This is a genomic window from Collinsella aerofaciens (assembly GCF_015548375.1).
Classification (GTDB): domain Bacteria; phylum Actinomycetota; class Coriobacteriia; order Coriobacteriales; family Coriobacteriaceae; genus Collinsella; species Collinsella aerofaciens_AB.
In genome coordinates this window covers 110377-124890 of the sequence record NZ_JADMWW010000001.1, presented here as the reverse complement: position 1 = coordinate 124890, position 14514 = coordinate 110377, and the positions used below count along the sequence as shown (strand labels likewise).

11 protein-coding genes are annotated in these 14514 nt (G+C 59.9%); all 11 read left to right on the top strand.

Annotation, left to right across the window (positions count from 1 at the left end):
* Positions 1-24 precede the first annotated feature (24 nt).
* The 11 genes from arcA (I1969_RS00560) (at position 25) to rsmH (ending at position 14431) form a co-directional block, all read left to right on the top strand.
* On the top strand, positions 25-1266 hold the full coding sequence (gene arcA, locus I1969_RS00560; RefSeq protein WP_006234281.1) for an arginine deiminase: 1242 nt from the start codon (positions 25-27) through the stop codon (positions 1264-1266).
* A gap of 149 nt (positions 1267-1415) precedes the next feature.
* Positions 1416-2540, top strand: coding sequence for an aminotransferase (locus I1969_RS00555; RefSeq protein ID WP_040358318.1), 1125 nt, complete (start codon positions 1416-1418; stop codon positions 2538-2540).
* Between the two features lie 573 nt (positions 2541-3113).
* Positions 3114-4355, top strand: a complete 1242-nt coding sequence (gene arcA, locus I1969_RS00550) for an arginine deiminase (RefSeq protein WP_006234281.1) — start codon at positions 3114-3116, stop codon at positions 4353-4355.
* A gap of 105 nt (positions 4356-4460) precedes the next feature.
* Positions 4461-5456 (top strand): ornithine carbamoyltransferase, encoded by a 996-nt coding sequence (gene argF / locus I1969_RS00545; RefSeq protein WP_006234279.1) that lies wholly within the window; start codon positions 4461-4463, stop codon positions 5454-5456.
* Positions 5457-5594: 138 nt separating this feature from the next.
* Entirely contained in the window at positions 5595-7082 is a 1488-nt protein-coding gene (locus I1969_RS00540; protein ID WP_333494017.1) for a YfcC family protein, read from the top strand.
* 605 nt (positions 7083-7687) lie between these two features.
* Positions 7688-9169, top strand: a complete 1482-nt coding sequence (locus I1969_RS00535; RefSeq protein WP_006234276.1) for a DUF1846 domain-containing protein — start codon at positions 7688-7690, stop codon at positions 9167-9169.
* A 256-nt stretch (positions 9170-9425) separates the two neighbouring features.
* On the top strand, positions 9426-9764 hold the full coding sequence (locus tag I1969_RS00530) for a helix-turn-helix domain-containing protein (protein ID WP_195232073.1): 339 nt from the start codon (positions 9426-9428) through the stop codon (positions 9762-9764).
* A gap of 178 nt (positions 9765-9942) precedes the next feature.
* Positions 9943-11604, top strand: a complete 1662-nt coding sequence (locus I1969_RS00525) for a CTP synthase (RefSeq protein WP_055286060.1) — start codon at positions 9943-9945, stop codon at positions 11602-11604.
* A 2-nt stretch (positions 11605-11606) separates the two neighbouring features.
* Complete coding sequence (xerD, locus tag I1969_RS00520) at positions 11607-12548, top strand: site-specific tyrosine recombinase XerD (protein WP_195232072.1); 942 nt, start codon at positions 11607-11609, stop codon at positions 12546-12548.
* A gap of 462 nt (positions 12549-13010) precedes the next feature.
* On the top strand, positions 13011-13445 hold the full coding sequence (locus tag I1969_RS00515; protein WP_006234269.1) for a division/cell wall cluster transcriptional repressor MraZ: 435 nt from the start codon (positions 13011-13013) through the stop codon (positions 13443-13445).
* Between the two features lie 20 nt (positions 13446-13465).
* Positions 13466-14431 (top strand): 16S rRNA (cytosine(1402)-N(4))-methyltransferase RsmH, encoded by a 966-nt coding sequence (rsmH, locus tag I1969_RS00510; RefSeq protein ID WP_117584231.1) that lies wholly within the window; start codon positions 13466-13468, stop codon positions 14429-14431.
* The last annotated feature ends 83 nt before the right edge of the window (positions 14432-14514 follow it).

The window sequence follows — 14514 nt, the reverse complement described above, 5'->3', positions numbered from 1 at the left end:
GGCCCGAAAGAAAGGTAGGAGGCCATGACGAAAGGTCTGCACGTGCCTTCCGAGATCGGCAAGCTCAGGAAGGTCTGCCTGCACCGTCCCGGCGACGAGCTCCTCAACCTGCCGCCCGACGAGCTCGAGCGACTCCTGTTCGACGACGTCCCGTTCCTGGAGGTCGCGCAGCAGGAGCACGACACCTTCGCCCAGATCCTGAGGGACCAGGGCGTGGAGGTCCTCTATCTCGAGAACCTCGTCGCCGAGGTGTTCGACCAGGTCCCCGGCGCCCGCGCCGAGTTCACCGACCAGTACATCGCCGAGGCCGGCATCCGCGGCCAGCACATGCCGCAGATCGTCCGCGAGAAGCTGGACTCCATCGAGGACAACCTCGAGTTCGTCAAGAAGACCATGGCCGGCATGACCAAGTCCGAGATCGACATGCCCCTCACGGCGTCCACGACCCTCGACTCCCTGGTCAACTCCGAGTCCGAGTCCGACCTGATCATCGACCCGATGCCCAACCTCTACTTCACCCGCGACCCGTTCGCGGTCGTCGGCGAGGGCGTCAACCTCAACCGCATGTACTCGGTCACCCGCAACCGCGAGACCCTGTACGGCAAGTACGTCTTCAAGTACCACCCCGACTACAAGGACGTCTCCCTGTACTTCCGCCGCGACTGCCAGTTCCACACCGAGGGCGGCGACGTGCTGAACATCAACGAGAAGACCCTCGCCGTCGGCATCTCCCAGCGCACCCAGGCCGCCGCGATCGACGTCATGGCCCAGAACATCTTCTGGAACTCCGACTCCAAGGTCGAGCGCATCCTGGCCTTCGACATCCCGGTCTCGCGCGCCTTCATGCACCTCGACACGGTCTTCACCCAGATCGACGTCGATAAGTTCACGATCCACCCCGCCATCATGGGCACCCTGCGCGTCTACGAGCTGACCGCCGGCAAGAACCCGGGCGACGTGAACATCCGCCTGATCGAGGACACCCTCGAGCACGTCCTGGAGGACGCCACCGGCGTCGACCAGGTCAAGCTGATCCCCTGCGGCGGCGGCGACCCGATCGCGGCCTCCCGCGAGCAGTGGAACGACGGCTCCAACACCCTGTGCGTCGAGCCCGGCAAGATCTGCGTCTACGCCCGCAACACCGTCACCAACGACGTGCTGTACAAGGAGGGCCTGGACCTTCTCGTCGTGCCCTCCGCCGAGCTCTCCCGCGGCCGCGGCGGCCCGCGCTGCATGAGCATGCCCTTCTGGCGCGAGGACCTCTAAGGTCTTTCAGGACCCGTACAGGTCATAATACATACATCTAGCTGCCATTAGATGTCTCCCATTGGGGCGGTGCGGGTTTTCGCACCGCCCCAATCTTGTATGAGGGACGTCAACACGATTGGATGACTGCTTTTGTAAGGAGCTTGGCCATGGACATCAAGACGATTGGCGTTGAGGAATGGCTCAACGTTTGGGAGAAAAGTGCCACGTGGGACATCGCCCAGTCGACGATCTCGTCGCTCACCATGGGCGAGCTGCGCGCGCTCGATGAGCAGGACGGCGCCACGTTCTACGAGCGCTTGGACCGCGAGAAGATGAACTACGGCTGGATCGAGGGCTCGCCGGAGTTTAAGGCCGTGGTTGCCAAGCTGTATCGTCGGGAGGTCAATCCCGACCACATTCTGCAGACCAATGGCTGCACGGGTGCGAACCTCAACGCCATCATGGCCGTGGTCGAGCCCGGCGACCACGTTATCGCCGAGTGGCCCACCTACGCGCCGCTCTACGAGATTCCGCGCACGCTGGGCGCCGAGGTCGAGTATTGGGAGCTTTGCGAGGAACTCGGCTGGAAGCCCGATATCGAGGAACTCAAGCGCTTGGTGCGCCCCAACACCAAGCTTATCTGCATAAACAACGCATCGAACCCCATCGGTACGGTGCTCGATACCGATATGCTCGGCCAGATTGCCGAGATCGCCCGTTCGGTGGGCGCCTACGTGCTGTGCGACGAGGTGTATCTGCCGCTCGAAAACACTGAGTCCTTTATGTCGATGGTCGACGTGTACGAGAGGGCCATTGTCACCAACTCGTTGTCGAAGACCTATTCGACGCCTGCGGCCCGCGTGGGCTGGGTCGTGGCCGACGAAGAGGTGTCCAACCGCATCCGTACCTATCGCGATTACACCATGATCTGCGGCGGCGTGTTCAACGATGCTCTGGCGACCTATGTGCTTGAGCACAAGGATAAGATTCTCGAGCGCAATCGCAAGATCGTGTTTGGCAACCGCGATATCGCGCAGGCTTGGATCGATACGCAGCATCGCGTTTCCTGGACGGCCCCGCAGGGCGTGTCCACCTCGTTTATCCAGCTGGATATTCCCGAGGATGACGAGGAGTTCTGCAGGCGCCTGCTGTCCGAGAGGGGAGTGCTGCTGGTCCCCGGTAGCCGTTTTGAGCTTCCCTGCGGCGCACGCCTGGGCTACTGCGCGAGCGAGGACGTTCTGCGCGAGGGCCTGAGGCTTTTGGGCGAGGCGCTGGCGGAGTTCGATCGCTAGGATTCCGATGGTCTTCGGGGGCCTTATCCAAATTAGCCGAAGATAATCGAAAACGGACCCGTTTCCCTAGGGGAAGCGGGTCCGTTTTTCTATACCGAGAAGTCAAGTTGTTACAAATGGGGCCGTAAAGCGAGGCGGTATCCGCTGGGCCTTATACTGAGTTTCCGGTGAACGGTATCAAGCGTCTGGTAAACGGTAATTTATTTATCAGAAATGAATAGGACAAACTTTTTTCTGAATAAAAATGAAAATGGTTGAGACGCGGTGTGAACCGCTAATTCTATTCATAGCTTTATTGGAAATATGCAATTTGAGGATGGTTTAACAAAGTTTAGTTCCATTTGATTTTAGGATTAAAACGCGTTTAAGCACGTAAATACGCTTTATTAAGATGAAGTGTGCCATGCGTGAAGTATATGTGTATGCCGTTCACCCCCTATAAAAAACCGTTCGGGGGCAAGGTGGAAGTATGAGCTGATTTTGGATATAAATATGTCGTCAGCAATAACGCCTCACACGGAGGGGCGCTAACGAATCGGCCCTGACAAGGGCCCGAAAGAAAGGTAGGAGGCCATGACGAAAGGTCTGCACGTGCCTTCCGAGATCGGCAAGCTCAGGAAGGTCTGCCTGCACCGTCCCGGCGACGAGCTCCTCAACCTGCCGCCCGACGAGCTCGAGCGACTCCTGTTCGACGACGTCCCGTTCCTGGAGGTCGCGCAGCAGGAGCACGACACCTTCGCCCAGATCCTGAGGGACCAGGGCGTGGAGGTCCTCTATCTCGAGAACCTCGTCGCCGAGGTGTTCGACCAGGTCCCCGGCGCCCGCGCCGAGTTCACCGACCAGTACATCGCCGAGGCCGGCATCCGCGGCCAGCACATGCCGCAGATCGTCCGCGAGAAGCTGGACTCCATCGAGGACAACCTCGAGTTCGTCAAGAAGACCATGGCCGGCATGACCAAGTCCGAGATCGACATGCCCCTCACGGCGTCCACGACCCTCGACTCCCTGGTCAACTCCGAGTCCGAGTCCGACCTGATCATCGACCCGATGCCCAACCTCTACTTCACCCGCGACCCGTTCGCGGTCGTCGGCGAGGGCGTCAACCTCAACCGCATGTACTCGGTCACCCGCAACCGCGAGACCCTGTACGGCAAGTACGTCTTCAAGTACCACCCCGACTACAAGGACGTCTCCCTGTACTTCCGCCGCGACTGCCAGTTCCACACCGAGGGCGGCGACGTGCTGAACATCAACGAGAAGACCCTCGCCGTCGGCATCTCCCAGCGCACCCAGGCCGCCGCGATCGACGTCATGGCCCAGAACATCTTCTGGAACTCCGACTCCAAGGTCGAGCGCATCCTGGCCTTCGACATCCCGGTCTCGCGCGCCTTCATGCACCTCGACACGGTCTTCACCCAGATCGACGTCGATAAGTTCACGATCCACCCCGCCATCATGGGCACCCTGCGCGTCTACGAGCTGACCGCCGGCAAGAACCCGGGCGACGTGAACATCCGCCTGATCGAGGACACCCTCGAGCACGTCCTGGAGGACGCCACCGGCGTCGACCAGGTCAAGCTGATCCCCTGCGGCGGCGGCGACCCGATCGCGGCCTCCCGCGAGCAGTGGAACGACGGCTCCAACACCCTGTGCGTCGAGCCCGGCAAGATCTGCGTCTACGCCCGCAACACCGTCACCAACGACGTGCTGTACAAGGAGGGCCTGGACCTTCTCGTCGTGCCCTCCGCCGAGCTCTCCCGCGGCCGCGGCGGCCCGCGCTGCATGAGCATGCCCTTCTGGCGCGAGGACCTCTAAGTCTTTCCGTTTCCGGTGCGGTCCCCCTACAACCGCACCGGCTTCGCCCGTTAAACGGGCACCACTAATACTTACGTAATTCATTTCTTCGAAAGGAATCAAACCATGGGTGTTAACCTTTCCGGCCGTAGCTTCCTCAAGCTTCTCGACCTCACCACCGAGGAGATCGAGTACCTGCTCAAGCTCTCCAAGAACTTCAAGGATATGAAGCGCGCTGGCGTTCCGCACCGCTATCTCGAGGGCAAGAACATCGTTCTGCTCTTCCAGAAGACCTCCACTCGTACCCGCTGCGCCTTCGAGGTCGGCGGCATGGATCTGGGCATGGGCGTCACCTACCTCGATCCGGGTTCGTCGCAGATGGGCAAGAAGGAGTCCATCGAGGACACTGCCCGCGTTCTCGGCCGCATGTATGACGGCATCGAGTTCCGTGGCTTTGCCCAGGACGACGTCGAGGAGCTCGCTGCTAAGTCCGGCGTGCCCGTGTGGAACGGCCTGACCACCGAGTGGCACCCCACCCAGATGCTCGCCGACATCCTGACCGTCCAGGAGAACTTCAACTACGACATCAAGGGCAAGACCCTCGTCTTCATGGGCGACTGCAAGAACAATGTCGCTCGCTCCCTCATGGTCGTCTGCTCCAAGCTCGGCATGAACTTCGTGGCCTGCGGCCCCGAGGAGTGCATGCCCGCTGACGACGTCATCGAGGCCTGCAAGCCCATCGCCGAGGCTAACGGCTGCACCATCAAGCTGACCACCGACGTCAAGGACGGCGTCACCGGTGCCGACGTTATCTACACCGACGTGTGGGTCTCCATGGGCGAGCCCGACGAGGTCTGGGCCGAGCGCATCGCTCAGCTCACCCCGTATCGTGTCACCTCCGAGGTCATGGCTATGGCCAACCCGGGTGCCATCTTCCTGCACTGCCTGCCCAGCTTCCACGACACCAACACCACCATTGGCGCCGAGAAGTGCGAGCAGTTCGGCATCACCGAGCAGGAGGTCACCGACGAGGTCTTCGAGAGCCCCGCTTCCAAGGTCTTCGACGAGGCCGAGAACCGCATGCACACCATCAAGGCTGTCATGTACGCCACGCTCAAGTAAGAGCATCTAGCATCTCGCTCGGGGTGTATTGCTGCACACCCCGAGCGGTTTTATCTGGTAATAATCTCGCATCAAGCGGCAGGAACGGCACGGAAGAGCCGCTTCTGGCGAGATCAGTAAATGATTTATGAAGGGGGGATGAGAACTATGACTGAGACCGCTAAGAAAAAGCGCGGTATGCCTTCATCGTTCACCATTCTTCTTGCTCTGCTGGCAATTGTCGCAGTGATTACCGTTATCGTCTCCGGCACGTCCGGCGGCGCGGTTACTGCCGCCCGTCTGAGCGATTTCTGCACCGCCCCGATTAAGGGCTTCGCTGACGCTCTGCCCGTCTGCCTCTTCGTTATGATCCTGGGCGGCTTCCTCGGTATGATGACCGAGACCGGCGCCCTGGACAACGGCATCGCCGTTCTGGTGCAGAAGCTTAAGGGCAACGAGATTATGCTCATTCCCGTGCTGATGCTCATCTTCTCCCTCGGTGGTACCACCTATGGTATGTGCGAGGAGACCGTTCCCTTCTACGCCCTGCTCGCCGCTACCATGATGGCTGCTGGCTTCGACCCCATGGTCGGTGCCGCTACCGTCCTGCTCGGCGCTGGCTGCGGCTGCCTGGGCTCCACGGTTAACCCGTTCGCCGTCGGCGCTGCCGTCGACGCTCTGACCGGCGTTGGCATTGAGGTCAACCAGTCCATCATCATCGGCCTCGGTGCCGTCCTGTGGATTGTCACTACCGCTATGTCCATCTTCTTCGTGATGAACTATGCCAAGAAGGTCAAGGCTGACAAGGGTTCCACCATCCTGTCGATGCAGGAGCTCAAGGACGCCGAAGAGGCTCACGGCAAGGCTGCTTCCGAGGTCCACAAGGAGGTCAAGCTCACCGGTCGTCAGAAGGGTGTTCTGATCGCCTTCGCCTTCACCTTCGTCGTCATGATCGTCGGCTTCATTCCGCTGGCCGACCTCAACGAGGGCGTCGCCAACTTCTTCGACGCTGGCGCTGTCTACGACGCCGACGGTAACGCCGTCGTCCAGGGCTGGTCTGCCCTGATCACCGGCCTGCCCATTGGCCAGTGGTACTTCGACGAGGCTTCCACCTGGTTCTTCCTCATGGCCGTCCTGATCGGTATCATCGGTGGCCTGTCCGAGAAGCAGATCGTTAACACCTTCATCACCGGCGCTGCCGACATGATGTCCGTTGTTCTCGTCATCGCCCTCGCCCGTGGTATCTCCGTCCTCATGGCTAACACCGGCCTCGATGTCTTCGTCCTCGACGCTGCCGCCAATGCCCTGGCTGGCCTGTCCGGCGTGATCTTCGCTCCCATGAGCTTCCTGGTCTACTTCGGCCTGTCCTTCCTGATCCCCTCGACCTCCGGTATGGCCACCGTCTCCATGCCCATCATGGGACCGCTGGCTGTTAAGCTCGGCTTCTCGCCTGAGGTCATGGTCATGATCTTCTCCGCCGCCATCGGTGTCGTGAACCTATTCACCCCGACCTCCGGCGCCATCATGGGCGGTCTCGCCCTGGCCAAGATCGAGTGGACGACCTGGCTCAAGTTTGCCCTTAAGCTCATCGTCGCGCTCTCCGTCGTCTGCGCCATCATCCTGACCGTCGCCTGCGTGTTGATCTAAGTACCCAACGGGTACCCCACGGAAACCTTGACGATCCTGTAGAGGATCACCTGGTCATCGTCTGTCCGGCGGGGTAAACCCACCGGTAGACTCCTACCTTTAGCCCCCTTCCGTTCCGTGCGCGGGAGGGGGCGACTTTTTGTTCCGCGGTTTTACCAAACCGCGGAACCGGTCGACGCTACGCGCCGTCCAGAACGACAATTTGTCATTCAAAAGGCAAGGCATGACCAAAAGGTCTATGCCTCGCCTTTTTCATGCCAACTTGTACGTTCTGGACGGCGCTCGCTGTCCGTCCTCTGCCTGCGGCGCTTTCCATTGTTGGTGCAGAGGGCGCTTTGCCTACTCTGGCGGGCTTTCGCTGGCTTATGCTCAACCTGCGACGTATCCATTATTGATACAAAGGCCAGGTTTGTTTGAACCAAAAAGGGGAAGTTGCGGTGGAATAGTTCCTGTTTGGCCGTCTTGAGGGGTTAAACGGGAACTATTTCACCGCAACTTATCGATGGCGTGTTTGGTTGGTGCCTGTTGATGGTCTGGGTATCGGGGAGGGCGGGCTCCGTTATAATCGCCTAGAACATTAAATGGAAACGGGACGGGAGCCATATATGCGCCAGGGTTTCGACAACGCGAAGTATATCGAGCTGCAGGCTGCTCACATTAAGGAGCGCATCTCGCAGTTTGGCGGCAAGCTCTATTTGGAGTTTGGCGGTAAGCTATTCGATGACTATCATGCGAGCCGCGTGCTACCGGGTTTTGAACCGGACAGCAAGTTCCGCATGCTCAAGAGCATCGCCGACGATGTCGAGGTTATCATCGCGATCAACGCGAACCACATCGAGAAAAACAAGGCTCGTGGTGACCTGGGCATTACCTATGACGAGGATGTGCTGCGCCTGGTTGACCTGTTCCGCGGCAACGGCTTTGCCGTCGCGGCTGTGGTCATCACCCAGTACGCTGGCCAGCCTGCTGCTGATGTGTTCCGCAACCGCCTGAACGCGCTCGGTATTCCCGCCAAGCTGCACTATCCCATCGAGGGGTATCCGCACGATGTCGATCTGATCGTGTCCGACGATGGCTACGGCAAGAACGAGTTTGTCGAGACCACGCGTCCGCTCGTCGTGGTCACCGCTCCCGGCCCCGGCTCAGGCAAGCTCGCCACTTGCCTCTCGCAGCTCTATCACGAGCACAAGCACGGCACCGCCGCCGGCTACGCCAAGTTCGAGACTTTCCCGGTCTGGAATCTGCCCCTCACGCATCCGGTCAACATCGCCTATGAGGCAGCAACGGCCGATCTCGACGATGCCAATATCATCGACTCCTTCCACTTGGAGGCCTACAACAAGACCACGGTCAACTACAACCGCGACGTCGAGGCCTTCCCGGTGGTCCGTGCTCTGATGGAAAAGATCCTGGGCAAGAGCCCCTATCAGAGTCCTACGGACATGGGCGTCAATATGGTCGGCTTTGCCATCACCGATGACGATGCCTGCCGCGACGCTTCCAAGATGGAGATCGTCCGCCGCTACTTTACCGCGGTCGAAAATGTGCGCCGTACCGGCGTGGGCGATGAGCAAGTCGACCGTCTCAAGATTATTATGAAGAAAGCCGGCATCGATAAGAACTACTCACCGGCGCGCTCGGCGGCCCTCACCAGGGAGCAGCTGACGGGTGGTCCCGTGGGTGCCATGGTCATGCCCGATGGCTCCGTGGTGACCGGTAAGACCTCCACGCGCCTGGGCGCCGCAAGTTCGCTCATTATGAACGCCCTCAAGCATGTCTCGGGCGTCGACCTTGAGCTCGAGGTCATTAGCGATGAGGCGATCGAGCCCATCAGCAAGCTCAAGACGCATTTCCTGGGCAGCAAAAACCCTCGCCTCCACACCGACGAGACGCTTATGGCGCTGTCGATCACCTCGGCCACGAGTGAGACGGCCGCTCGCGTCCTTTCGGGCCTGGAGCAGCTGCGCGGTTGCGATGCCTTCTTTAGCGTGATTATCTCGCCGACGGACGAGACGGTACTGCGCAAACTGGGTATCAACGTGTGCTGCGAGCCCAAGTTTGAGCGCCGCGGTTTCTTCCACCGCTAAGTTTGAAGCACCGCGGTAATTGCATTGCATTTTGGCCGTATCGGGTTGGCGCCCGGTACGGCTTTTTGATCAATAAAGCGCCTATTTCGACGAAAAATAGCTGTTTACCTGCCTAGAAACAATTTGAGCGGTATACAATAATCGTAACTGTTTCATCCTTAGCGGGATGCCGCATGATGGAGATTACCTGCCATCGTGAGGTGTGTCGGTCGCGCACGGCGCGTTAGATGCTCGTGCTCGGTTTGAGGAGGCTGCTATGGCGGGCAAGGGTCGTGCGAGTGTCAACGATATGAAGCGTGTTGAGGTGCTGGTGTTGATGGAGATCGACCAGCAAGCCGAAGACAATGGCGGGCCGTATGGTTTCTCGCGCAAAACGCTTGCCGAGCGCGTGGGGGTTTCGCCGTATCGTGCCCGCGCCGCAATCGATCGCTTGGATTCCGAGGGCATGATTGATGTCGTCTCGCGTTATAGCGACGACGGCGGTCAGCTTGCAAATGGCATTTGCCTCACCGAACGTGGCGAATGGTATCTTGAGGGCGTCCGTACCGGCATGCTCGTTCAAGAAATGCTTGAGGACGCGGTTGCTAATCGATAGCAGCATATAACCCTTGCCATAGCGACGCCGCCTGGGAAACCGGGCGGCGTTTTGTTTCAAGATTGAGAAATGCAATCGCACGCGAGAAAAATTGCGAACGGTCCGCGGCGCGAGTATTACAATGAAGACCCGTAAGATGTGGATAAACAACTTCTACGGGAAGCGCAGGTAACTCAATATGACCAAGCATGTGTTCGTAACCGGTGGCGTGGTTTCGTCCCTGGGCAAGGGTATCACCGCGGCCTCGCTGGGCCGTCTGCTCAAGTCGCGTGGCTACAAAGTAACGATGCAGAAGGCCGACCCGTATCTGAACGTCGACCCCGGTACCATGAGCCCGTTCCAGCATGGTGAGGTCTTCGTTACCGAGGATGGTTACGAGTCCGACCTGGACCTGGGTCATTACGAGCGCTTTATTGATGAGAACCTGACCCGCGATTCCAACTTTACGACCGGTGCCATCTACAAAAGCCTAATCGCCCGCGAGCGTCGCGGCGACTTTTTGGGCGGCACCGTACAGGTGATTCCGCACGTCACCAATGCCATTAAGGACAAGTTCCGCCGCATTGAGGAGCAGACCGGCTCCGATGTGGTCATCACCGAGCTGGGCGGCACGATCGGCGACATCGAGTCGCAGCCGTTTGTCGAGGCTATTCGCCAGTACCGCAAGGAGGCCGGCCCCGAGAACGTCTGCTACATCCACGTGTCGCTCGTTCCCTATATCGCCGCCGCCCACGAGGTCAAGACCAAGCCCACACAGCATTCCGTCAAGGAGCTCCGCAGCTTTGGCATCCAGCCCGATATTATCGTGCTGCGCTCCGACCACCATATCGATGACGCTATCCGCGGAAAGATCGCAAGCTTCTGCGACGTCGACACCGATTGCGTCTTTACCAACGAGGACTGCGCGAGCATTTACGATGTTCCGCAGCTGCTTGCCGAGCAGGACTTTGACCTGCGCATTTGCGAGCGCCTGGGTCTGGACCCGCGTGAGCGCGACATGAGCGAGTGGAACGAGTTCCTGCGCAAACAGAATCACGCCAACCATCACGCCGACAAGGTGAAGATCGCCGTCGTGGGCAAGTACACGCAGCTGCCCGATGCTTACCTGTCGGTTATCGAGGCCCTGCACCATGCGGGCGTCTTCTACGATCGCCATGTGGACGTCCAGCTGGTCGACGGCGAGAGCCTCGACGAGCAGAATGTCTCCGAGGTTCTGGGCGACGCCTCGGGCATCCTGGTCCCCGGCGGCTTTGGCAAGCGCGCCCTGGAGGGCAAGATCCTCGCGGCCGAGTTTGCCCGTGAGCACAAGATTCCGTATCTGGGCATTTGCCTGGGTATGCAGGTGGCCGTGTGCGAATTTGCGCGCAATGTCGTCGGCCTTGCCGGCGCCAGCTCCTCCGAGTTCGATCCGGACGGCCCGTTTAGCGTCATCGATCTGATGAGCTCGCAGGAGGACGTGACCGAGAAGGGCGGCACCATGCGCCTGGGCGCCTATCCGTGCAAGCTCGCCGCCGATACCCTTGCTCGCGAGGCATATGGCGAGGAACTCGTCTACGAGCGTCACCGTCACCGCTTTGAGTTCAACAACGCCTTCCGTGACCAGCTCGAGGACGCCGGTTTGGTTATCTCGGGTCTGTCGCCCGACGAGCGCCTGGTCGAGATGGTCGAGCTGCCGCGCGACGTGCATCCGTGGTATGTGGCAACCCAGGCTCATCCCGAGTTCAAGAGCCGCCCGACCAACCCGCAGCCGCTGTTCCGCGAGTTCGTGCGCGCTTCGATCGGCCAGCACGAGGGTGTCGACCGTCTGCAGGTGACACCCATGAACCTCGCTACGGACTAAGGGTGCCGGCGAATAAGGAACATACCGAAGCTACTCCCTCGTCGCTCGCCGTGGCGGCGGGGGAGTATCTCGATTACCTCGCGGTCGAGCGGGGCTTGGCGCGCAACACGATTGTGGCCTATCGTCGTGACCTGACGACGTACTGCGCCTATCTGGAGCGGGCGGGTATTGTGTCTTTTGAAGAGGTGACCCGTCAGGTCGTGGAGGGCTTTGTCGCCGATCGCCGCGACGGAGGCTATTCCGACGCCTCGGTGGAGCGCGCGCTTGCTGCCGTGAAGGGCCTGCATGCCTTTTTGGTGCGCGATGGGGCCGTGGCCCAAAACCCGACGGCGGCGTTGCGCCTGCCTAAAAAGGCTGAGCGTTTGCCGGAGTATCTATCGGTGGAGGATGTCTCGGCGCTGCTCGATCAAGACTTTCCCGAGGGCGAGATGGGACTGCGCGACCATGCCATCTTGGAAGTGCTCTACGGATGCGGTTTGCGTGTGAGTGAGCTGGTTGGGCTCGATGTGGGCGATATCCATATTGACGATGGCTTTGTACTCGTTCGCGGTAAGGGCTCAAAGGAACGCCTGTCCCCACTGGTGGGAAGCGCGGCGCGAGCTCTGACGCTCTATGTAACTGAGGGACGTTCTCGCTTGGCGGCCCATGCCCGCGGAACCGAGACCTCGGCGGTCTTTTTAAATAAGAACGGACGTCGCCTGTCGCGCCAGGCCGTGCATGCGATATGCGAGCGGTATGGGCGTCAGGTGGGGTTGGTGGGGCTCCATCCCCATACCTTGCGCCACTCCTTTGCCACCCACATGCTCGCGGGCGGTGCCGACCTGCGTGTGCTGCAGGAGATTTTGGGCCATGCCGATATTTCGACCACGCAGGTCTACACGCATGTCGACCGAACACAACTGACCGAGGTCTATCTGGCGGCGCATCCGCTAGCACATCGCTAGCACCTTGCTGACCTGCATATTTATAGGTATTTGGGGACGGGCCCCAGATTGCCGCGGCGTGCTTTTGCGCGCGCAGGGGCGATCTGGGGCCCGTCCCATTTTTCGTCACTTGTCGTCGCGGTGGTGGACCGAATGTGCCTTGGGTGGGGGAGTTTGGGGGCGATGTGAACGGCATGTAAAGGGACGCAAAAATCGCCTCAAGGTCAACTTGAAGGTTGAGGTTGAAAGGCGGGGTGCCACAGGTGGCATCCCGCCGTTGCTGTAAACACAACATATTGTGTTTTCGAACATATGCTTGGGGGTGTTTTGCGATATATGGTGAGTGGAGTGGTGGGGCGGGGTGGGGGAAGGGGTGGGGAAAGGTGTTGAAAAATGGGGCGGTTCCCCATATTATTAATGACGTCGACAGGCGGGGTGGTTCCCCGCGTACGTGCCATCTGAGTAACCGAGGGGAGGGCGCACATGGGAATGACTGGTGCATACGAGCGCAATCTCGATGCAAAAGGTCGTCTGTCCCTGCCTGCACCCCTTCGCGAGGAGCTTGGAGAGCACGTTCGCGTGTTCAAAGCCCTGGATGTCGATGCTCTGTACGTGTTCTCTGCCGAGGCCTTCGATAAGTGGGTCGAAGGACTCTTCGCGGGTCGTGAGGGCCACGAGGGTTTTAACCCGCGTGACATTAACGACCAGAAGCTCATGAGGGCGATCAACAAGCGCACCACGTCGATGGACGTGGACAGCGCCGGTCGTATCGGTCTTTCCGAGTCTCTCCGTAAGCAGGCGAACCTCGACCGCGAGGTCACGGTTGTGGGCAACTACGACCACCTTGAGGTTTGGGATCGCGCCGCGGCCGATGAGGACGATGATGACGAGGCCCTGCTGGACCTCTTCTTCTCGTAAGGGCAAGGCACGAGTAACGGATGGAGCGTGGGATCTTGACACAAGAATATCGGCATGAACCTGTCATGCTCGGCGAAGTGCTTGAGTCGCTGCAGCTAAAGAGCGGCTCCGTCGTCTGCGACTGCACCCTTGGCGGTGCCGGCCATTCGGTAAAGATGGCCGCGCAGGTGGGGGAAACCGGCCTTTTGCTCGGCGTCGATCAGGACGACATGGCCCTCGAGGCCGCTGGCGCCCGTCTGGACCGCGAGGTTCCCGGCGTTCCGCACCAGCTGCTGAAGGGCAACTTCGGCGACTTGGACGAGCTGCTTTGCTCGGCCGAGGTGCCCGGGGTCGATGGCTTCCTGTTCGATTTGGGCGTTTCGTCACCGCAACTCGATATCCCTGGCAGGGGCTTTTCGTATAACGAGGACGCCCCATTGGACATGCGGATGGATCCGGGTAATAACACCTTAAACGCAGCTGAGGTCATCAACACCTATAACGAACACGACCTCGCCCGGATTCTACGCGTCTACGGCGAAGAGAAGTTCGCCTCGCAGATTGCGCGCGAGATCGTGCGCCGCCGCGAGCAAGAACCGATCGAAACCACCGGCCAATTTGTCGAGATTATCAAGGCGGGTATCCCGGCTGCCGCTCGTCGGCATGGCGGACACCCGGCCAAGAAAAGTTTCCAGGCCATTCGCATCGAGGTCAATCACGAGCTCGATGTGCTCGAACGAGGGCTTGATGCCGCCACCAGGTGGCTCAACCCGGGCGGACGTATCTGCGTCATCTCGTATCACTCGCTCGAGGACCGTATCGTAAAGAACCACTTTAAGGAGATGAGCCAGGGGTGCACGTGTCCGCCGGAGATTCCGGTGTGCGTGTGCGGCAACGTGCCGATACTCAAGGTCATCACCCGCAAACCCTTGGTTGCCCAGCCTGATGAGGTTGAGCGCAACCCTCGGGCGAGATCAGCCAAAATCCGCGTGGCGCAGCGTCTGTAGGCGCGACCGCGCGATATTGGACCTCCCGCTCGCACCATAAACGAAGCTTAAACACACTACCAACGTACTCGGGATGGGAGGCG

Coding starts and splice junctions, on each gene's coding strand:
- I1969_RS00555 (WP_040358318.1), top strand. CDS start 1,416: ATGGACATCAAGACGATTGGCGTTGAGGAATGGCTCAACGTTTGGGAG.
- rsmH (WP_117584231.1), top strand. CDS start 13,466: ATGGAGCGTGGGATCTTGACACAAGAATATCGGCATGAACCTGTCATG.
- argF (WP_006234279.1), top strand. CDS start 4,461: ATGGGTGTTAACCTTTCCGGCCGTAGCTTCCTCAAGCTTCTCGACCTC.
- I1969_RS00540 (WP_333494017.1), top strand. CDS start 5,595: ATGAGAACTATGACTGAGACCGCTAAGAAAAAGCGCGGTATGCCTTCA.
- I1969_RS00525 (WP_055286060.1), top strand. CDS start 9,943: ATGACCAAGCATGTGTTCGTAACCGGTGGCGTGGTTTCGTCCCTGGGC.
- arcA (WP_006234281.1), top strand. CDS start 3,114: ATGACGAAAGGTCTGCACGTGCCTTCCGAGATCGGCAAGCTCAGGAAG.
- arcA (WP_006234281.1), top strand. CDS start 25: ATGACGAAAGGTCTGCACGTGCCTTCCGAGATCGGCAAGCTCAGGAAG.
- I1969_RS00515 (WP_006234269.1), top strand. CDS start 13,011: ATGGGAATGACTGGTGCATACGAGCGCAATCTCGATGCAAAAGGTCGT.
- I1969_RS00530 (WP_195232073.1), top strand. CDS start 9,426: ATGGCGGGCAAGGGTCGTGCGAGTGTCAACGATATGAAGCGTGTTGAG.
- I1969_RS00535 (WP_006234276.1), top strand. CDS start 7,688: ATGCGCCAGGGTTTCGACAACGCGAAGTATATCGAGCTGCAGGCTGCT.